19 protein-coding genes and 1 riboswitch are annotated in these 20,220 nt (G+C 67.4%); of the genes, 14 read left to right on the forward strand and 5 right to left on the reverse strand.

Features of this window, described 5'->3' with window-relative positions; genetic code table 11:
- Nucleotides 1-37: 37 nt before the first annotated feature.
- Nucleotides 38-142: riboswitch (TPP riboswitch) on the reverse strand.
- Nucleotides 143-152: 10 nt separating this feature from the next.
- From CX676_RS20075 to CX676_RS20095, 5 genes are all read right to left on the reverse strand, one after another.
- Nucleotides 153-1,370, reverse strand: coding sequence for a glycosyltransferase family protein (locus CX676_RS20075; protein ID WP_198590376.1), 1,218 nt, complete (start codon nucleotides 1,368-1,370; stop codon nucleotides 153-155).
- The gene (locus CX676_RS20080) at nucleotides 1,367-2,269 is read right to left on the reverse strand and encodes a glycosyltransferase family 2 protein (protein WP_101754576.1); all 903 of its coding nucleotides are present in this window, start codon (nucleotides 2,267-2,269) and stop codon (nucleotides 1,367-1,369) included. Before CX676_RS20080 ends, CX676_RS20075 begins: the two co-directional genes overlap by 4 nt.
- The gene (locus CX676_RS20085) at nucleotides 2,266-3,312 is read right to left on the reverse strand and encodes a glycosyltransferase family 2 protein (RefSeq protein WP_101754577.1); all 1,047 of its coding nucleotides are present in this window, start codon (nucleotides 3,310-3,312) and stop codon (nucleotides 2,266-2,268) included. The genes CX676_RS20080 and CX676_RS20085 overlap by 4 nt, the downstream gene beginning before the upstream one ends.
- Nucleotides 3,309-4,670: a lipopolysaccharide biosynthesis protein gene (locus CX676_RS20090; protein WP_101754578.1), complete on the reverse strand. Its 1,362-nt coding sequence runs from the start codon at nucleotides 4,668-4,670 to the stop codon at nucleotides 3,309-3,311. Before CX676_RS20090 ends, CX676_RS20085 begins: the two co-directional genes overlap by 4 nt.
- 225 nt (nucleotides 4,671-4,895) lie before the next feature.
- Nucleotides 4,896-5,654, reverse strand: coding sequence for a sugar transferase (locus CX676_RS20095; protein ID WP_232816694.1), 759 nt, complete (start codon nucleotides 5,652-5,654; stop codon nucleotides 4,896-4,898).
- Between the two features lie 622 nt (nucleotides 5,655-6,276).
- Here CX676_RS20095 and CX676_RS20100 point away from each other — a divergent pair.
- The 14 genes from CX676_RS20100 to CX676_RS20165 all read left to right on the forward strand — a co-directional run bounded on the left by CX676_RS20100 (nucleotide 6,277) and on the right by CX676_RS20165 (nucleotide 20,218).
- Nucleotides 6,277-6,951, forward strand: coding sequence for a PIG-L deacetylase family protein (locus CX676_RS20100; RefSeq protein ID WP_101754579.1), 675 nt, complete (start codon nucleotides 6,277-6,279; stop codon nucleotides 6,949-6,951).
- 27 nt (nucleotides 6,952-6,978) lie between these two features.
- Nucleotides 6,979-7,881 carry a sulfotransferase family protein gene (locus CX676_RS20105; protein WP_101754580.1) on the forward strand — a complete coding sequence of 301 codons (903 nt, stop codon included), beginning with the start codon at nucleotides 6,979-6,981 and terminating at the stop codon, nucleotides 7,879-7,881.
- A gap of 29 nt (nucleotides 7,882-7,910) precedes the next feature.
- On the forward strand, nucleotides 7,911-9,173 hold the full coding sequence (locus tag CX676_RS20110) for an O-antigen ligase family protein (protein WP_101754581.1): 1,263 nt from the start codon (nucleotides 7,911-7,913) through the stop codon (nucleotides 9,171-9,173).
- Between the two features lie 2 nt (nucleotides 9,174-9,175).
- A complete protein-coding gene (locus CX676_RS20115) occupies nucleotides 9,176-10,030 on the forward strand; it encodes a sulfotransferase family 2 domain-containing protein (protein WP_101754582.1) in 855 nt (284 codons plus the stop codon).
- On the forward strand, nucleotides 10,027-12,237 hold the full coding sequence (locus CX676_RS20120) for a GumC family protein (RefSeq protein WP_101754583.1): 2,211 nt from the start codon (nucleotides 10,027-10,029) through the stop codon (nucleotides 12,235-12,237). The genes CX676_RS20115 and CX676_RS20120 overlap by 4 nt, the downstream gene beginning before the upstream one ends.
- Nucleotides 12,238-12,330: 93 nt before the next feature.
- Complete coding sequence (locus CX676_RS20125; RefSeq protein WP_101754584.1) at nucleotides 12,331-13,350, forward strand: nucleotidyltransferase family protein; 1,020 nt, start codon at nucleotides 12,331-12,333, stop codon at nucleotides 13,348-13,350.
- Between the two features lie 77 nt (nucleotides 13,351-13,427).
- Nucleotides 13,428-14,273 (forward strand): PaaX family transcriptional regulator C-terminal domain-containing protein, encoded by an 846-nt coding sequence (locus tag CX676_RS20130; protein ID WP_101754585.1) that lies wholly within the window; start codon nucleotides 13,428-13,430, stop codon nucleotides 14,271-14,273.
- A 151-nt stretch (nucleotides 14,274-14,424) separates the two neighbouring features.
- A complete protein-coding gene (pcaF, locus tag CX676_RS20135) occupies nucleotides 14,425-15,630 on the forward strand; it encodes a 3-oxoadipyl-CoA thiolase (protein ID WP_101754586.1) in 1,206 nt (401 codons plus the stop codon).
- A 15-nt stretch (nucleotides 15,631-15,645) separates the two neighbouring features.
- Nucleotides 15,646-16,638, forward strand: coding sequence for a 1,2-phenylacetyl-CoA epoxidase subunit PaaA (paaA, locus tag CX676_RS20140; protein ID WP_101754587.1), 993 nt, complete (start codon nucleotides 15,646-15,648; stop codon nucleotides 16,636-16,638).
- Nucleotides 16,639-16,662: 24 nt separating this feature from the next.
- Entirely contained in the window at nucleotides 16,663-16,947 is a 285-nt protein-coding gene (gene paaB, locus CX676_RS20145) for a 1,2-phenylacetyl-CoA epoxidase subunit PaaB (RefSeq protein ID WP_101754588.1), read from the forward strand.
- Nucleotides 16,947-17,798, forward strand: a complete 852-nt coding sequence (gene paaC / locus CX676_RS20150) for a 1,2-phenylacetyl-CoA epoxidase subunit PaaC (protein ID WP_101754589.1) — start codon at nucleotides 16,947-16,949, stop codon at nucleotides 17,796-17,798. The genes paaB and paaC overlap by 1 nt, the downstream gene beginning before the upstream one ends.
- A 6-nt stretch (nucleotides 17,799-17,804) precedes the next feature.
- Nucleotides 17,805-18,335 (forward strand): 1,2-phenylacetyl-CoA epoxidase subunit PaaD, encoded by a 531-nt coding sequence (paaD, locus tag CX676_RS20155; RefSeq protein ID WP_101754590.1) that lies wholly within the window; start codon nucleotides 17,805-17,807, stop codon nucleotides 18,333-18,335.
- 31 nt (nucleotides 18,336-18,366) lie between these two features.
- The gene (paaE, locus tag CX676_RS20160) at nucleotides 18,367-19,443 is read left to right on the forward strand and encodes a 1,2-phenylacetyl-CoA epoxidase subunit PaaE (protein WP_101754591.1); all 1,077 of its coding nucleotides are present in this window, start codon (nucleotides 18,367-18,369) and stop codon (nucleotides 19,441-19,443) included.
- Between the two features lie 22 nt (nucleotides 19,444-19,465).
- A complete protein-coding gene (locus CX676_RS20165) occupies nucleotides 19,466-20,218 on the forward strand; it encodes a Phenylacetic acid catabolic protein (protein WP_101754592.1) in 753 nt (250 codons plus the stop codon).
- Nucleotides 20,219-20,220 lie beyond the last annotated feature (2 nt).

Consider the following 20,220-nt stretch of genomic DNA (forward strand, 5'->3'; position numbering starts at 1 on the left):
TGGGGGAAGACAAGCGCAGGGGGATGATCCGCCCGGCATCGTCAAGCTACCCGTTCCCTCCGCCGGTATTAACCGGATCAGGTTCGATGGGTCGGCATTCGCCTCTCAGCCCCGGTCAAGCGGGGCACCCCAACGAGTAAGTGCGGCGGAAGCTAGTGGGAAAGCCGGGGATGGGCAAGGGGGGTTGTCGGCGGGACCGGACGGGCCGGGGCGAGGAAGGGCAGCACGTCCTCGGCGGCCTGTACGAAATGTGCCTCGGGGCGGGCCAGAAGCGCGGCGCGCTCCTCGGCCAGGTCTTCGGGCGTCAGGCGTGACAGGAGGGCGGCCAGCGCCTCGGGGGTGGGGGTCTCGATAACATGGCCAAGCCCGTCCGCGCGGATGCGCCGCCCGGTCTCGGTCTCTGCAAGCGCCACCGAGGGGCAGCCGCACCAGCTGGCCTCATAGATGCGGTTCGGCAGCAACCAGTCGGAATTCGTGCCCCGCTGCCACATGTCCTGGGACCAGACCAGATCGCAGCCGGCATAGGCCCCTGCCAGTCCCTGCGGATAGGCATAGGGGCCGGTCCACTCGACGTTCGGACGGGCGGCGACCGCCTGATGAAAGCCGCTCAGCGCGTGGTCGTGCAGCGCGCCCGAGATGCGGACCCGCAAGCGGTCGCCCATCAGGTCGGCGGTCTGCATCAAGAGATCGATCGAGGCCTGACAGCGGATCGAGCCGACGAGGCCGATGGTCAGGGGGGCGCCCTCGGCACGGGGTTCAGGCAGGGGTCGGGCCGGACGGCTGACCGGGTCGAGGCCCAGCCACAGCTTGTTCTCGACCACGGCGACCGGACCGTCATAGCCCTGTATGGGCTTGAAATACTCGCGAATGAAACCGGGGGAACTGACCACCAGCAGCGCCGCCTGCGCCAGCACATGACGCTCGGCCCGGCGCATGATCTGCCCGGCGCGGCCCGGGCGGGTCATCAGGTCGTGGATGTCGAGGCATTCATAGACCAGCGGGGCCGGGCGTTTGCCCGCGCGGATCGACGCCAGCCGCCGCGCCGCCAGCGCGATCAGCGCCATGTCGAGATTGCGGGCGATGATCACCTGCGCATCCGCAAGCTGCCGCCATCCCGCCAGCGCCAGCCGCACCGAACGCGCCGCCGCCCGCGCCCGTCCGCGGATGTCGCCATGCCGGACCAGCCCCAGATCGATGTTCAGCCAGTCCGGCGTGAACTCCGGGCTGCCCTCGCGCCGCTGGCAGAACGAGGTCACGTCGCAGCCAAGCGCGATCAGCGAACGGATGCGGCGGATCTGGGCCGGCTCGGCCAGATCGATGCCGAAGACGGCGACCGGCAGCCCGGCAAGGTCCGAAGGCGCAGGGCTCATACCGGGTCCTTGCCGTAAAGCTGCGGCGGCGTCACGTCGCGCAGGCCCGCGATCACGCCGCGATGCAATTGCCCGCGCAGGTACCAGAAGATGCGTCCGGTCTCGTCGCCCGCCAGCTTTTCGCGCAACCGGCAATAGGTGGCCTTGGCCGAGGCGGTGACGAATAGTCGCGTGCGCTCGGTCGGGGTCTCGGCCGTGACGATATGGGTCTGGCCCATGCGGTGGCGCCGCAGCCCCAGCCAGTCCAGCGTCTGCCGCGCCGGCGGCACCGGCTCGGTCAGGATCGCGCGAGGGGCGGGCAGCATCCGCGCGCCCATGCCGGTCAGGCGCAGGAAGAACTCGGTATCCTCGCCGCCCGACTGGCCGCGCGACAGGTCATAGCGCTCATCCTGCCAGGGCGTGCCCTGCCAGCGCAGCGCCACGTTGCCGCTGTTGCCGGTGCGGATCGGCTGTGGCGTCCGCTCGGGATGGGTGGAGTGGAAATCGAGGCGGCTCAGCCAGTCGGGGGCATCCTCGGGGTATTGCGCCAGCACCTTGCCGAAGGCGCCATCGGCCTGCCGGGCCACGGCCATGATCTCGACCAGCCAGTCGGGATGCACGGCCTCGTCATCATCGAGACCGGCGATCCAGTCCGCGCCCCGGTCGCTGGCGGCATCAAGGCAGGCATTGCGCGCGATCGAGATATTGCGGGCAGGGGCGTGGATGTACTGGCAGGGATAGGGCAGGGCACCGGCGGCCTCGGCCACCACCTGCCTTGCGCTGTCGGTATCGTCATTATCGGCGATGACCAGCCGCACGTCGCTGTCGGGCGGCAGGCGCAGGGGCGCCAGCGTGGCAATGGCCTCGGCCACGGCGGGGCGGCGGAAGGTGCACATCAGGATGTCGATCTTGGTGGTCATCGGGTGGCTCCCTTCAGAATACCGGTCAGAAACCCCGCCCCCCAGGGCAGGTGCATGGCAGCGAGTGCCGGCCCGGCCCAGAGGCCCGCCGGGTCGCGATGGCGCCTGGTCATCCAGAGCGAGGCGGTCAGCAGGACGCCGGCGTAAAGCGCGGGCCAGATCGCGCCAAGTGCAGTCAGCCAGCCGAGGCCGGTTATCAGACCCGCGAGGAACAGCGCCGCGCCGACGAGCAGCAGGACAAGGTTCACCGCCGGGGCCAGTTGCCGCAGGCGGGGCTTCAGCCGGTGCTTCAGCACCGTGCGCGCCCGGCCCCGGCCATAGTTCCAGTATTGCCGCGCCAGCGCCCGGAACCCGGGCCGCATCTGGTAATCCAGCCGCAGGTCGCCCGCCATCCAGATCCGCCCGCCCGCCGCGCGCAGCCGGTGGTCCAGTTCGGCATCCTCGTTATGGCTGAAGCCGGGATCATAGCCACCGATGCTGCGGAACCATCCCAGATCCATCGCCGCATGATGGCCGTGATCGACCTCGCCCGAGCGATGCCCGCCGCGATGGGCCGAGCCGCCTGACCCCAGCGGCGTATCGACGATCCAGGCGGCGGCGCGGGCGAAGGCGGTCTGGCCGCGGGAATCCATTGGCACCACCACCGAGGCCATGCCCAGATCCGCCAGCCGGTCGGCGGCGGCCATGGCATAGCCCGGCGGATAGATCGCATGGGCATCGGCGCGGACAAGGATGCGGTGGTGCGGCAGCGCCGTCTCGGCCACGGCGCGGTTGATGCCCGCCGATTGCAGGCGCTCGGGGTTGGCGATCAGGCACAGGTTCGGGAACTCGGCCTGCAGGCTTGCAACGATGGCCTGCGTGCCGTCGCGACTGCCACCATCGGCGACGACCAGATGCGCATGGGCCAGACGCGGATCGCCCGCCATCAGCGAGCGCAGGCAGGGCTCGATCGCGCGTGCCTCGTTCAGTGCGGGGACGACGATCAGCACCTCGCGCCCGGTCAGCGCGGTCTCGCGGGCGAGATCGGGGCGGTAATGGGTCATGATGCGGTCTCGCTCGCGCTGCGGCGCAAGTGGCGCAGGCTCATCAATGTGGGATCGATGCCCAGGAGGCGGCGGGATTGCGCGGCCATGATCGCCAGCGCGACGCCTTGGCCCAGCACCGCGCCAAGCGCCGCGCCGGTCAGGCCGAAGCCCGCGCCGCCGGCGAGGATGGCCGCCACGATCGCCAGCGCGCCCAGAATGTTGCCGGTGAAATCGGCACGCCCGAGGCCACGCGCAGAGAGGATGACCGAGGCCGGGCCGAAGAGGATCGCCGTGGCGGGCAGCGCCAGCAGGATCATCAGCGCCGGTCCGGCGGCGCGGTATTCGGCCCCGAACCAGCCCAGCACCCACGGCCCGAGAAGCGCGGTGCCGATAACGCCAACCGTCAGCCCGGCCAGCTTGATCGCCGCCGATGTCGCCAGCAGCCGGTCGCGGTTGGCGGGCTGGTCCGCCGCCATGGCGCGGGCAATGCGCGGGCTGAAGGCCACGTCCACTGCCACCACGCCGAAATTGATGATGTTGATGATCGAGAAGGCCACGGCAACGAGGCTCAGCTCGGCCGGGGTCAACACCCATGCGGCGGTGGCGATCAGCAGCGCCTTGCGATACTCGCTCATCATCAGCCCGGGCGAGAGCCAGAGGCCGAGCGAGATCCAGCCGCGCCAGCCCGCCATCGGGGTCGGCTGGCCCGCCAGCGGTGCGAAGGCTTGGCGCAGCAGGTGGTGCTGGATGAGGACGGTCAGCCCCTCGGACAGCGCGAAGAGGGCGGCGACATGCCAGGGCTGCAGGCTTGTGTCCGTGAGCCATGCGAGACCCAGCCCGAGGGTCAGGACGATGGGCCCGGTCAGAAGCCGCGGCAACAGCCCGCGCCGCATGGCACCAAGCGCGGTGGCGTGCCGCGCGGTCAGCCGCGCCAGCGCCACCATGACAGCGGCGACGGCAATCCAGCCGACCAGCAGCCCGTTGCCCTGCAGCTGCGCCCAGACCAAAGCGGCCAGCCCGAGGATCGGCGCGGTCAGCCAGACCATGCGGCGGTTGAAGCGGATGAAGCCTGCGGCCTCGTCCAGCCGACCCTCGTGCAGGGCCGGAACAAGAAGCCGCATGGCCCCGGATTCGACGTTCAGCGTCAGGAGGATCGAGGCGATCTGCGCCAGCGCGATGGCGTGGAAGGCGACGCCCGACAGCTCGGGCTGGACCAGCCGGGTCAGGAGCAGCGTCCAGACCAGCGCCAGCAGGTTGGCCCCGACGCGGGCGAGGATCAGCAAGAGCGAGTCGATCAGCCCGCCGGCATGGTCGCCCGACAGGCGGCCTTGACCCGGCCGTTGCGCGGTCTTTGGCGCAGAGGAAACCTCGGACAAGCGAATTTCCGCTGGCATTGGCCCCGGTTCCATGATGCTATCGGTTGATGCCATTGGGTTTGTTGATATCCGGATTTCTGCTTGGGTTGGTCGCCGCGATCGTGGTCTGGACCCTGTGCGATGCAAGCATTCTGATGTCTCTGCTGGTGCTCGTGGTGGTGGCGAACCTGTTCGCCGGGGGGGCCGCGCTGTGGCGGTCGCGCCGCCGGTGAGGGCGGCGCGGGATTATCGACCCGTTGCGCCCAGCACCACGCCGACCGTCTGGACCAGGATGCCCATGTCGCCCCAGAAGCCGAAGCTTTCGGCATAGACACGGTCGATCTGGATGCGCTCGTCATAGCTGATGTCATTGCGGCCGCTGACCTGCCACTTGCCGGTCAGTCCCGGGCGCAGCGCCAGATAGGCGGCCCGAGCCTCGCCATACATCGCCAGTTCGGCCTCGGTGATCGGACGGGGCCCGACAAGGCTCATCTCGCCCCTGAGCACGTTCACCAGCTGCGGCAGTTCATCAAGGCTGCTTTTGCGCAGCACGTTGCCGATGCCGGTGATGCGCGGATCGCTGAGCAGCTTGCGGGTCTCGTGCCATTCACGCCGCGCCTCGGCATCGCGCTCGAGCAGTTCGGTCAGCCGCAGATCGGCATCGGGGACCATGGTGCGGAACTTGAGGCAGCCGAATTCCTCACCGCCGCGCCCGACCCTAAGGTGTTGGAACAGCACGCCGCCCGGCTGGATGACCTGCATCAGAACGATGACGAGGATCAGCGGCAGGAAGACGAGGATAAGGACCAAGGCGCCGATGATGTCGAGCCCGCGCTTGCCGTAGCGACCGTAGAAACCGTTCACCCGGTCATGGACCAGCGATGCGGTCCGGTCGGTCGAGCGGCTGCGGATCGGCTCGCCCGGGCGGGCATTCGTCTCGCTTGCATGGCGCAGCGCGGGGGGGCGCGATGGGCTGCGCGTCTCGTCCAGGGCATCAAACATCATGAAATCTACTCACCACAGGCACAGGAACTGCACCTGGCCCGGGCGCTGGCACGCAGATGCGCGCCGGATCGGGTCTGGGGCAGCTCGTTAGATCGGGCGGTCGGGCCGCCTGCCTCAAACTTGCAATCACGGCGAACAAGATCAATTGGGCCAAAACATCATTGGTCCTGCCTCGGCCAATTCCTGCTGCAATTCATCGCGGGGTTGAGGGCGTTCACCGGCGTCTCCGCCTACCCGAAAGCGGCCTCGGACCTGATCACGAAACTGCCGCAAAGGCAGCTTGAAAAATCGTGAACCCTTTTCGCCTCTTGGCCTGCGTTTGCAGGGCTCAAAGCTGTTTCAAATCCGGTTCCATCACAGGTCAAGCATTCGCTGCATAGGAGGATTTCCGCCGACGCGAGTCAACCAAAGGTTGTTTTGAACCGATCTGGACGCACGTATAAAGCGTTGATTTTGTGATATAAACTGTTCAGTTTTGAATTTTCATGGGACAGAATCATGTATTGTCGTGTTGTAGCATGACACAGACTACACAGCGTCGGAAACGTCAGGGCACGCTAGCGATGACGGGGCCGGCACTGGTGTTCGCTCTACCGATTTGAGGAAGGTTTTCCGCACTGCCATGCTGTTCCAGACCACGCACCAATCGCCCCGCACGGCGCTGACCATCTTTGCCCACCCGGATGATGCCGAGATCTCCAGCTTCGGCTTCCTCGCCAAGCTGCGAAAGCAGGGCTGGCGGGTGGTGGTGCTGATCGTCACGCGCGGCGAGAACGGGGCCGATCCAAGCGAATGGGACCGTCGGCTCGAGGCCGAGGCGGCGGCGGGGCTGATCGGTGCGGAACTGATCTTCGGTGATTTCCCCGATGGCTTCGTCGCGCGCAACAGCGAGCTGATCTCGTGGCTCGAACGGGTGCTGGACCGCGAGCGTCCCGAGGTGATCGTGACCCATCACGTCGGCGAAAGCCGGACGGCACATCAGGATCATGTTGCGGTCGAGGCCGCCGTGCAGATCGCCGTGCGCCGGGCCGACTGGACGCCGACCCTGCTCCTGGCCGAGGGGCCGGACAATGACGCGACCTTCCGTCCCAACTGGTTCGTCGACATCACCGACGAGTTCGAGACCAAGCTGGCCGCCATCGGTCTGCACCTGTCGCAGGGCCGCAAGTATTACATGCAGCCTGACTATCACGAGCTTCGATCGCGGCGCTGGGGGCTCAGCGTGCTGGCGGGGCGCGAGCGCCCGGGCATCAAGGCCTACTGGGAGGCCTATTTCCTGGCCCAGCAGGTCAACTGAGCCGCATGGACAAGCACTGAGATCCAGATGACACCCGAGACGACGATCAGGGCGGCCGAGCAGCCTGGGCCGGCGAACATGGCTATCGCGCCCCGCGCCCGCCGGGCGCCGGTCGATTTCATCGTGCTGGGTGCCATGCGCGCCGGCACCACCACGCTGCATGGCCTGCTGTCCCGCCACCCCGCCATCTCGATGGCGCGGGACAAGGAGACCGATTACTTCATCGCCCAGAAGAACTGGCCGCGCGGGGCCGACTGGTACCGGCAGCAATTCGATCCGGCCTGCGCGCTTTGGGGCGAGGCCAGCCCGAACTATGCCAAGGGCCGGGATTTCCCCGGCGTGCCCGAGCGCGTCGCCCGCCATGCGCCCGAGGCGCGGCTGATCTACCTGGTGCGCGACCCGTTGCGCCGGGCGGTCTCGCAATATGGCCACAGCTGGACCATGGGCCTGCTGGAGACTCCCCCCGGCGATCTGCCCGACAGTCACGAATATCTGAGCCTCATCGACGCCAGCTGCTATGCGCGGCAGCTGGACCTGTGGCGCGCGCATTTCGACGCCGGGCAGATCCTGATCGTCGATTTCGACGCGCTGATCGCCGATCCGCAGGGGCAGATTGACCGGGTTCTGGCCCATATCGGCGCCGCGCCGCTGCAGATAGACGAGCTCGAGCGGCAGAATGGCGGCGGCGAGCTGTCGCGGGTGCCGCGCGGGGTGCTGAAACTGGCGCATGGGCCATTGCGCCCGGTGCTGACCGGGCTTTTCGGCCATCGCAGCCGCGCGGCGATCCGAGGGCTTCTGGCGCGAGGCCCCGAGCGGCGTCCCCCGGCCTTCCCAGAGGCGCTGCTGGCGCGGATGCGCACAGATCTGGCCGAGGACGCGGCGCGGTTCCGTGCCATGACCGGGATGGAGCAGGCGCATTGGTCGGTGTGACGACAGAAAACATCCCGCAACGGACCCGGTTGCCGGGCGCCGGCCTGTCCCGTCCGGGGCAGCGATCGCTGTGGGTCCTGCTGGATGTCGGGCTGGCGCTGCTGGTTCTGCTCACCGCAGGCGACATTCCCAATCGCTGGGGGGTCAGCACGGCGCTTTGGGCACTGATCTATGGGCTGACGGTGCTGCGCATCCTGTCGGTCTGGCCGGCCTTCTTCCGGCTTCTGGCACGGAACTGGGTTTATCTGCTCTATCCCGCCATCTGCCTGATCTCCGTGGTCTGGTCGGTCGCGCCCAGGACCACGCTGGTCGGTGGAGTCCAGATCACCATGTCGGTGCTGATCGCCTGCTTCCTCGGCTGGCGCTTCGACCCGCGCCGGCTGATGCTGCTGGTCTTTGCCACCACCTTCGCCGGAGCCTTGGCTTCGATGTTGAACTATGCCAGCGGCGGGGCGATCACCCGGCCGCTTCACAGCGATGTCGGCGGTCTGCTGGGGATCTATACCAACAAGAACATGCTGGGCCATTACTCGGGCCTCTGCGCGCTGATCGCGATGACCTTCCTCTTGGCGCCCCGGACGCAGGTGCCGGCCCTCGCGCGGCGGGTGGCGCTGCCGGCGCTGGCTATCTGCATGGTCGCGGTGATGCTGTCCAAATCGATGACGGCGGTTCTGCTGCTGCCGCTTTACCTGGGCCTTATGCTGCTGCTGGCGCGCAACCGGCTTCCGGGCTGGCTGCGTTACGGCGCGATCGGCGTGATCATCCTGACCGTGGCGCTGGCCCCGGCGCTGATGGCGCTGGCGGATTTCGACCCGGCGGCGGCTTTGTTCGCCTCGACCGGCAAGGACGCCACACTGACCGGGCGGACCGAGCTTTGGGCCATTGCCGCTGGCGAGATCGCCAAGGTGCCGCTGATTGGCTATGGCTTCGGCGGCTTCTGGGCCGCGCCGCGATTCGAGCACCTGCATTTCCTCGTCCTGCAGGCCGGGGCCACCGCCCCCACCTTCCACGATTTCATCGCCGATGTCGGCATCGGCACAGGCTTCATCGGGATCATCGCCATCCTGGCGCTGGTCACCACCACCCTGCGCCGGGCCCTGCGGCTGTGGCGCTGGTCCGGTTCGGTCTTTGCCGCCGGCTGTCTCGTGACCGTGCTCTGGCCGCTGAACCTGGCGCTGGTCGAACCTTACCTCTACCGCCAGCACGAGTTGATGCTGGGCTGGATGATCATGATGGGCGTCAGCCTCGGACAGTTGCGCCGGGCCGACCTGCATCCCAACCGTAAAGAGTGACCATGAGAGAACTTCCCCCCTTCGCCCGCTTCAAGCAACGCTCGCGCCTCTATGCCGGGCGCTCCCTGCGCACCGTCGCCGGCCAGAGCCTCAGCGCGCCTTGCGTCTTCCTGCATGTGCCGAAATGCGGCGGCACCTCGGTCTCCGAGGCGCTCTATGCAACCGTGCCGCTGCATCGCAAGATCGGCATCCTCGACTCGCCCTCGATCCGCCGGGCGCTGGCGATGCAGGCGACCGGGCAGGACGATCTGTCCTTCCATGACGAGGGACCAAACGCCGAGGCGACGACCCGCTTCCGCGAGGCGCTGGTCTTGATGCACATGGCCCATCAGGCGACGCTGATCCACGGCCATTTCCTCTGGTCCGAGATCGCCTGGCAGCAGTTCGGCACCCGTTACCGCTATGTCACCATCCTGCGCGACCCGGTGGCGCGGACGATTTCCAACTATCGCATGGACAAGCGCAGCGGCACCTTCACCGGCGATTTCGACGCCTTCCTCGACAGCGACGAGGGGCGGCGGAAGGCGCTGCACAAGCTGCGCTATTTCAGCGGCATGGCAACGGTGACGCCGGAACAGGAGGCCGAGGCGCTGGAACTGGCGCGGCGGAACATGCAGCGCTTTACTCTGATCGGCTTTCTGGATGACCTGCCGGGCTTTGCCAGCGATTTCGCCCGCATCTTCGGCCCGCGCCCGCGCATCCCGCATTACAACATGGCCGAGGATCGCCCCGTTCAACTGACCGAAAATCAGATGGACCGGCTGCGCGCCCTCTGCGCCCCCGATCTGGAACTTTACCAACTGGCCAAGGAAATCGCGCCCGGCCTGCCGGCGCGCGCGCGCGAGGATGCCGCATGATCCAGAGCGATGGACCCTTCTGGCGCCGCGACGGCGTCAACCGCGACCCCGAGGCGGTGCCCGAGGTCGATCTGGCCTCGACGCTGCGCGCGCTGCGCGGCGGGCTTGGCCGGCGCTGGCGGCTGATCGCCGGGGTGACGCTGGCGCTGACCCTTCTGGCGCTGGTCTATGTGCTGCTGGCCACGCCGAAATTCACTGCCCGGGCCGAGCTGGTCGTGGACCCGCGCATCTCGAACTCGCTCTCGGGGCCGGAATCGCCGACGCTGCTTCTCTCGGACGCGCTGGTCGTCGACAGCGAGCTGAAGGTGCTGTCATCGCGCGAGGTGACGACGCAGGCCGCCGACGATCTGGGCCTGTTCGAGGTGGCGGTCGAGGACGAGGCGCCCGGCCTGATCGGACGGACCTTCGCCGCGCTCGGCGATCTCCTGGGCGGCGGTGAGGAGGAAGCACCGAACGCCGTGACCGCCGAGAATATCGAGGCCACCCGGCGCGAGGGAATCCGCCGCGAGATGATGCAGGATTTCGACATCACCCGCGACGGCGGCACCTATGTCATCGACATCTCGCACACCTCTGAGGACCCTGTCTTCGCGATGGAGGCGGTGAACACGCTGATCGACGCCTATTTCCAGGTCTCCTCGGACGCGGCGTTGTCCGATACCCGGCGCATCGCCGGCTGGCTGGACCAGCGCGTGGCGGTGCTTGGCGACGAGGTGCAGAAGGCCGATGTGAAGGTGACCGAGTACCGGCGCGAGAACGATCTTTTCACCATGCGCGACGACGTGCTGCCCTCCGAGGCGGAGCTGTCGGATGCCACCGACCGGCTGATCCGCCTGCGCTCGCAGCTGATCGAGATCGCCACCAAGTCCGACAAGATCAAGGGCATCGCCGGCACCGATTCCGTGGCCGCGCTGATGGACGGCACGCTTGGCGGCGATGTGGCGAGCCCCGCGCTGAAGGATTTCCAGACCCGCTATGCCGGACTGGTGGCGGAAGAACGTGATCTGGCCAGCCGCTTTGGCCCGAACAGCGACTCCGTCGCCCGCAACCGGCAGGACCAGACCCAGCTGCGCGACCTGATGCTGGAGGAGGCCGCCCAGATCGCCGAGCGGCTGGACACCCAGCAAGAGGCCACGCGGCGCGAGATCGCCGCCACCGAGGCGCAGGTCGAGGATCTGCGCGCCCGCGCCAATGCCGATGCCGAGAAATCGATCCGCCTGCGGGAACTCGAACGCGATGCCGATGCCAAGCGCAGCCAATATGTGACCATGGCGCAGGAAATGATCTCGGCCTCGCAGCGCGAGACCTTCCAGCGCGCTCCGGCCCGCGTCATCGCCCGCGCCGTGCCGCCCGATCAGGTCTCCTCGCCCAATGCCAAGCGGCTGTTGATCCTGACCATCTTCGGCGGGCTGGTGCTGGGCTCGGGCCTCGCCTTCCTGCGCGAGGTGATGGACAACCGCCTGCGCCGGGTCAGCGATCTGGGCGAGGGGCTGGGGCTGCGTTACCTCGGCTTCGTGCCGGGCGTGCCGCTGGTGCGCCGCCGCCTGCGCGGGTTCAAGGGGATGCTGGTTCCCCCCGCGCGTGACAGCGGCGAAGCCGCCGATACGCTGCGCAACCTGATCGCCGAATTGCAACGCCGCAAGACCGGCGGGGCGGCGCTGGTCACCGGCGTCACCTCGATCCGGCGCGGCGAGGGGCGGTCGGTGCTGGCCGGCTGGCTGGCGCAGGGCCTCTGCGACCGGGGCAGCCGGGTGGCGCTGGTCGATCTGGACCCGCGCGCGGGCAGCCTGTCGGCAGACCTGCCGGGGCGGATCACCCTTGGCGATCCTTCGGCCGAGCTCGAGCCGGATCTGGCACGGCTTGGCGAGGGCTGGCGCGACGGTGCGCCGCTGATCCTCGGGCTGGCCGAGGGTTCCGACGTGCTGGACCGGGCGCAGCAGCAGCGGCTGGCCGGGCTGATCGCCGCCCTGCGCGGCGATCTGGACCAGGTGCTGGTGATCCTGCCGCCGCTGTCCGACCGTGCCGAGGCCGAGACCGCGGCCGGGCTGATCGACGGCGCGATTTTGGCGCTGCGCTGGGGCGAGGATGCCTTGCGCCCGGCTGAGGCCACCGTCTCGGCCAGCGGCGCGCTGCGCCCGAAGCTGATCGGCGCGGTCTTCACCGCCACCCGTGCGGCGGGGTTCCAGCAGTATAACCGCGAGCTGTAGGGGTCGGGGCAGGCTGTCATGTTCAACAGTCTTGCCAACTGTTGAACATGACTGTATTCAACAGTTCAGACGATTGTTGAACACGGCCTCTCCATGATCCAGCGCCACAGCCCGATTGCCCATGCTGCCTATCACGACCTCATGCGCGGGCTGAAGGACGAGGCCGTCAGCGCGTTGCGCGGCACCCCCACAAGGGTCGAGCGCAATGGCCGGGCCTATTGGTATGACAGCTTCCGCGTCGGCACCGATGTCCGCAAGCATTATATCGGCGAGGACAGCCCGGACCTCAGCGCCCGGCTCGAGGCGCATCGCGCCGCGCGTGACGATGCCCAGGCCCGCCGGCGCAACCGTGCAAGGCTGGTGCGGCTTCTTAGGGCCGAGGGGTTCCTGGGCCTCGATCCGACCACCGGCAGCCTGATGGCGGCGCTGGCCGGGTCGGGGGTGTTCCGCCTTGGCGGCACGGTCATCGGCACCCATGCCTTCCGGCTTTACGAGGGCGAGCTGAACTTGCGCTTCGACCTCAGTCAGACCGCGCAGACCGACGATATCGACATCGCCAGTTTCGAGCGCCTGTCGCTGGCGCTGGAGGATGCCGCCAGCCCGCCGGTGCAGGAGGTGCTGGGCGATTTTGCCTTTGCCCCGGTGCCAAGCCTTCAGCCGGGCAAGACATGGCGCTGGAAGCAGACCACGGGCAACACGCTGATCGAATTCCTGACCCCGGCCTTCGGCGCCGAGGAGGGGCTGCGGCCCTTGCCGGCGCTGGGGGTCGAGGCACAGGCGCTGCATCACCTGAACTATCTCATTGCCGAGCCGATCGCCGCCGCGGTGCCCTATCGCAACGGCGTCCTGGTGCAGATCCCGCGCCCGGAACGCTTTGCCATCCACAAGCTGATCGTCGCCGACCGCCGCCGCAAGGATGACCGGCTGAAGGCCGAGAAGGACCGGATGCAGGCCGCCTTCCTGATCGAGGCGCTGGCCGAGGACCGACCCGAGGATCTGGCGGAAGCTTATGAAGAGGCGCTGGATCGTGGGCCGAAATGGCGCGAGCGCATCGCGGCCAGCCTGTCGCGGATGCCCGAAACGGCGGCGCGGTTGCAGGAGGTGGCGGGATAGGCCGCGACGAAACCCTTGGCAGGGTGCGGGGCAAAGCCTTACAGATATCCCCTGAATGACCGCAAAGGTGTGAGGGATTGTCTTCCGCAGACAGGGATATCATTGCCGGGCTACTGGACGGACTCGACATCCGCTCGGCCGGGTTCATCGTGACCGTCTATGGCGATATCGTCGTGCCGCGCGGCGGGGTTCTGTGGACCGGCACGCTGATCGCGATCTGCGGCGAAGTGGGCATCAATGAATCGCTGGTGCGCACCGCCGTCTCGCGACTGGTCGCCGCGCATCGGCTGAAGGGAGAACGGGCGGGGCGGCGCAGCTATTACCGGCTGGATGCCTCGGCCCGGCAGGAATTCGACGCCGCCGCCGCGCTGCTCTACGCCGAGGACAAGCCGGCGCGGGGCTGGCAGATCCTGCATGCGCCCGCGATGACGCCCGAGGCCGCGCGGGGCCTGCGGCTGGGGCATATGGGCGGGCCGGTTTGGATCAGGCCCGACCGGGGCCGGGCCGCGCCTGAGGGTGCGATCTGTTTTCCCGCCGCTGATCCGCCGGTGCTGGGCGAGGTGGCGCAGTTCTGGGACCTGTCGGATCTGGACCTGCGCTATCGCGACCTGCTGGCGCGTTTCGGCGATCTGGCCCGGATCGCGCCGCAGGGGGGGCTGGCCGATCTGACCGCGCTGGTGGCGCGGTTGCTGCTGGTTCATGTCTACCGGGGCGTCATGCTGCGCGACCCGCGCCTGCCGCAGGGCGCGCTGCCGCCCGGCTGGAAAGGGCAAGAGGCGCGCGATCTGTTCCGGAGCCTTTACGCCGCGCTGACGCCGCAGGCGGAACGCTACGTGGGCGCGCATTTCGAGGGGGTGGACGGCCTCTTGCCGGCGCGGACGCCACAGACCGAGGCGCGACTGGCCGGGGTTCTGGCCTCCTAAGCCGTTGAAAAGAGGGCAGGGGAGAGTGCCGACCTTAATACATCACAGATTTCCGCAAGAATTTTCTTTTCTGTGACGCATTGACGCGGTATAAGCTGACCAAGCGGTCGGTGAATGAGGGGATTCGCCGTCAGGGCCAGAGGAGATTTTCATGACCGACGCCTTCATCTGCGACGCTATCCGCACGCCCATCGGTCGCTATGGCGGTGCGCTGGCCTCGGTCCGGGCCGATGATCTGGCCGCCCTGCCGCTCAGGGCGCTGATGGAGCGCAACCCGGATGTGGACTGGTCGGCGGTCGACGACCTGATCCTTGGCTGCGCCAATCAGGCCGGCGAGGATAACCGCAACGTCGCCCGCATGGCGGTGCTGCTGGCCGGGATGCCGATCAATGTACCCGGCACCACGATCAACCGGCTTTGCGGCTCGGGCATGGATGCGGTGGGCATGGCGGCCCGCGCGATCCGGGCGGGCGATTGCGATTTCATGGTCGCCGGCGGGGTCGAAAGCATGACCCGCGCGCCCTTCGTCATGCCCAAGGCCGACAGCGCCTTTTCCCGCGCCAATGCGGTCTATGACACCACCATCGGCTGGCGTTTCCCCAACCCGGCGCTGAAAAAGGCCTTCGGTACCGACTCGATGCCCGAGACCGCCGACAATGTCGCCGCCGATTTCGGCATCAACCGCGCCGATCAGGACGACTTCGCCGCCCGCTCGCAAGCTCGGTGGGAAGCGGCGCAGGCGGCTGGCGTCTTTGCCGACGAGATCGTTCCGGTGACCATCCCGCAGCGCAAGGGCGATCCGCTGGTCGTGACGGCGGACGAACATCCCCGCCCCGGCACTACCGCCGAGATGCTGGCCCGGCTGAAGGGCGTGAACGGCCCCGACCTGACGGTCACGGCCGGCAATGCCTCGGGCGTGAATGATGGTGCTGCGGCGCTGGCGATCCTGTCGGGCGAGGCGGCGGCGCGGCATGGCCTGACGCCCAAGGCCCGCATCGTTGCCATGGCGGCGGCGGGGGTCGAGCCGCGGATCATGGGCATCGGCCCGGTCCCGGCGGTCCAGAAGGTTCTGGCCCGCGCCGGGATGACACTGGACCAGATGGATGTGATAGAATTGAACGAAGCCTTCGCAGCGCAGGCTCTGGCCGTGCTGCGGCAGCTTGGCCTGCCCGATGACGCCGACCGGGTGAACCCCAATGGCGGCGCCATCGCCCTTGGCCATCCCTTGGGGATGTCGGGGGCACGGCTGGTCACGACCGCGATGTATCAGCTGCATCGCACCGGCGGGCGTTACGCCCTCTGCACCATGTGCGTCGGTGTCGGTCAGGGCATCGCGATGATCATTGAACGCGTCTGACCGGGAGGCAGGACCATGTATGCTCAGATGGTGAAATCGGAAGGCATGAAGTCGCGCGACGAGATGAGCGCCGAGGAACAGGCCTTTCAGGACCGCATCGACCGGGGCGAGAAGATCGAGCCCAAGGAATGGATGCCCGAGGGCTATCGCAAGACGCTGATCCGCCAGATCGGCCAGCACGCCCATTCCGAGATCGTCGGCCAGCTGCCCGAAGGCAACTGGATCACCCGCGCGCCCACGCTGGAGCGCAAGGCGATCCTGCTGGCGAAGGTGCAGGACGAGGCCGGCCACGGGCTCTACCTCTATTCCGCCTGCGAGACGCTTGGCGTCACCCGCGATGAGCTGATGGAACTGCTGCACGCCGGGAAGATGAAATATTCCTCGATCTTCAACTATCCCACCCTGACCTGGGCCGATATGGGCGCGGTCGGCTGGCTGGTCGATGGCGCGGCGATCATGAACCAGGTGCCGCTGCAGCGCACCAGCTATGGCCCCTACAGCCGGGCGATGATCCGCATCTGCAAGGAGGAAAGTTTCCACCAGCGGCAGGGCTATGCCATCATGATGAAGATGGCCTCGGGCACGCCGGCGCAGAAGAAGATGGCGCAGGATGCGCTGAACCGGCTCTGGTATCCCTCGCTGATGATGTTCGGCCCCTCGGACAAGGACTCGGTCCATTCGGCGCAGTCGATGTCCTGGAAGATCAAGATGAACACCAATGACGAGCTGCGGCAGAAGTTTGTCGACCAGACCGTGCCGCAGGCCGAGTACCTGGGCCTGACCGTTCCCGATCCCGCGCTGAAATGGAACGAAGAAAAGGGCGGCCACGACTTCTCGGAACCCGACTGGTCGGAATTCTATGACGTGCTGGCCGGCAATGGTCCCTGCAACAAGGACCGTCTGGGGGCGCGGGTGAAGGCCTGGGACGACGGCGCATGGTTCCGCGACGGTCTTGTCGCCCATGCCCGCAAGGCCGCCGCCCGCCGCACCCCTGCCGCCGCCGAATAATCACGCTTTTTGAGGGAGAGACCCATGTCCAAGGAATGGCCCCTGTGGGAGATTTTCATCCGTGGTCAGCACGGGCTGAACCATCGCCATGTCGGCAGCCTGCACGCCCCTGATGCCGAGATGGCGGTGCTGAACGCCCGCGATGTCTATACCCGCCGCAACGAGGGCGTGTCGATCTGGGTGGTCCGCTCGGCCGATATCACCGCCTCCAGCCCGTCGGAAAAAGGCCCGCTGTTCGAGCCGGCGAATTCCAAGGTCTATCGCCACCCGACCTTCTTCGACATCCCCGATGAAGTGGGGCATATGTGATGCCCTCGCTTCCCGACATGACCACGGCCGACGCCGCCGATCTGGCGCGCGCGCAGGCCGCCGCCCATCCGGGCCAGACCGCGCCCCGTCCCGATGCCGACCAGGAGGCGCTGTTCGAGGCGCTTCTACGCATCGGTGACAGCACGCTGATCCTTGCGCATCGCGTCTCGGAATGGTGCGGCCATTCGCCGGTGCTGGAAGAGGATATCGGCCTTGCCAATGTGGCGCTGGACCTGATCGGCCAGACGCAGATGTGGCTGGGACTGGCTGCCGAGGTCGAGGGCAAGGGCCGCAGCGACAATGATCTGGCCTATCTGCGCGATGCCTGGGATTTCCGCAACCTGCTGATCGTTGAGCGTCCGAATGGCGATTTCGGCCAGACCCTGATGCGGCAATTCCTGTTCGATGCCTATCATCTGGAACTGCTGAGCGCGCTCATGCAATCGGCCGATCCGCGCGTGGCCGAGATCGCCGCCAAGGCGGTGAAGGAAGTGGCCTATCATCTGGAACGCTCCTCCGACCTGGTTATCCGCCTTGGCGATGGCAGCGAGGAAAGTCACCGCCGGATGCAGGACGCGCTGAACGATCTGTGGCCCTATACCGGCGAGATGTTTCTCTCGGACGACAAGGACGTGACGCTGGCCGCCGAGGGCGTGATGCCCGATCCCTCGAGCCTCAGGGCGAAATGGGACGCGGTGGTGCGCGAGGTGCTGGACGAGGCGACGCTGTCGATCCCCGAAAGCGACTTTGCCCACAAGGGCGGCAAGCAGGGCGTCCATACCGAGCATCTGGGCTATATCCTCGCCGAGATGCAGTTCCTGCAGCGCGCCTATCCCGGCGCAAGCTGGTAAGCGGTCGTGGAACAGGTCGCCGCCGCACAGCCTGATCTGGCGCAGGTCTGGGACTGGTTGTCCGAAGTGCCGGACCCCGAGATCCCGGTCATCAGCCTGACCGATCTGGGCATCATCCGGAATGTCGAATGGCAGGGGGATGTGCTGGTCGTCACCGTCACGCCCACCTATTCGGGCTGCCCGGCGACCGGCATCATCAACCTAGATATCGAGACGGCTTTGCGCGATCGCGGCATCGGCAAGCTGGTCCTGAAACGGCAGATCTCGCCGCCCTGGACCACCGACTGGATCAGCGCCGAGGGGCGGGAGAAGCTGCGCGCCTATGGCATCACGCCGCCGGTCGATGGCACCGCCGCCGACGGACGGCTGGCCGGGCGCGTGGCGCGGATGGCCGGGTCCACGAACCTGACCATCGAATGCCCGCGCTGTGGCTCGACCAAGACCGAGAAGGTCAGCCAGTTCGGCTCGACCCCCTGCAAGGCCAGTTATCGCTGCACCGGCTGCCTCGAGCCCTTCGACTATTTCAAATGCATCTGAGACTGCATTCCGCATCAGGAAGGATACCCACATGGCACGCTTCCACCCGCTGAAGGTGACGGATGTGCGTCGCGAAACGCGCGATGCGGTCGTCGTGACCCTTGCGCCTTCGGACGAGCATCGCGAGCTGTTCGATTTCACCCAAGGGCAATACCTGACCTTCCGCCGCGATTTCGACGGCGAGGAACTGCGCCGTTCCTATTCCATCTGTGCCGGCAGGGACGAGGGCGCGCTGCGCGTGGGCATCAAGCGCGTCGATGGCGGGGCCTTCTCGACCTGGGCCAACGAGAACCTGCAGCCCGGCGACGAGATCGAGGCGATGCCGCCGATGGGCCGCTTCAGCACCGCGCTGGATCCCGACGCCGCCCGCACCTACCTGGGTTTTGCCGCCGGTTCGGGCATCACCCCGGTCCTGTCGATCATCAAGACAGTGCTGGCGCGCGAGCCGAAATCGCGCTTCACGCTGGTCTATGCCAACCGCCAGATCAACTCGATCATGTTCCGCGAGGAGCTGGAGGATCTGAAGAACCTCTATCTCGGCCGCTTCGCCGTCATGCATATCCTCGAGACCGAGGGGCAGGAGATCGACCTCTTCACCGGCCGGATCGATGCCGAGAAGATGGCGGGGCTGTTCAAGCACTGGATCGAGGCCGAGGGCGTCGATACCGCCTTCATCTGCGGCCCCGAGCCGATGATGCTGACCGTGGCGCAGGGCCTGCGCGATCACGGGCTGGGGGACGAACAGATCAAGTTCGAGCTTTTCGCCAGCAGCCAGCCGGGCCGGGCCAAGGCCAAGGCGGTGTCGCGCGACGCGGTGGAACCCGGCAGCGGCACCGAGGCGACCGTCACGCTGGACGGTGCCACCCGCAACTTCCAGATGCCGCGTCAGGGCGAGACCATTCTGGACGCCGCCATCGCCAACAGCATGGACGCGCCCTATTCCTGCAAGGCCGGGGTCTGCTCGACCTGCCGCTGCAAGGTGCTGGAGGGCGAGGTCGAGATGGCGGTGAACCACGCGCTGGAAGATTACGAGGTTCGCGCCGGCTATGTGCTGAGCTGTCAGGCCTATCCGCTGAGCGAGCGGGTGGTCGTGACCTATGAGGAATGACCGGCAGGGGGGGAGACCAGCCATGACCGAGACCATGAACATCGAGGACTATCTCGCCAAGGGTGGCGTCCTGACCGCGCCGGGGAACGCCCCCGCCCGCTATCGTGGCGAGCTGATGCGGCTGATGTCGTCTTTCGTTGACAGCGAGCTGGCCGGTTCGGCGGGCTTTGCCAATGCGATCAACTTTGCCCCCGGCATCAAGGAACGCATCGCCGCCAGCCGGATCACGCTGGAAAAGGCCGACCATGCCGGTCGCGTGCTGGAGGTGATGGCCGATTTCGGCACCGACATGGCGCGTTATCAGGCGCAGCACCAATGGGATGCGCGGGTCGCGCGCGATGCCGATCTGGGCACCACGCGCCAATCGGGCGACATGCGCCTGTCGGTTCTGCACTACCCGATCACCGGCTGGACCGATGCGGTGGTGATGAACGTGCTGCAGGGTCTGGCGACCGATGTGCAGATGACCGAACTGACCCGCGTCTCCTACGGACCCCTGGCCGAGGTCTTCCGCCAGATCGCGCCGCGCGAAAAGCGCCATGCCGAGCTGGGTCTGGAAGGGCTGGAGCGGATCGTGGCGACAGAGGCAGGCCGGCGCGAGGCGGTGAAGGCCATCGCCTATTGGCGCCCGCGCGTGGCCGCAGGGTTCGGCATGGCCCATTCGGGCCGCTTCGAGACGCTGAAGAAATTCGGCCTGCGCCATGCCACGAACGAGGACCTGCTGGCCCGCTGGCAGAACCTGACCGGCGGACACCTGGCCGCTCTGGGCCTTTGACC

This window comes from Paracoccus zhejiangensis (genome assembly GCF_002847445.1).
Taxonomy (GTDB): Bacteria; Pseudomonadota; Alphaproteobacteria; order Rhodobacterales; family Rhodobacteraceae; genus Paracoccus; species Paracoccus zhejiangensis.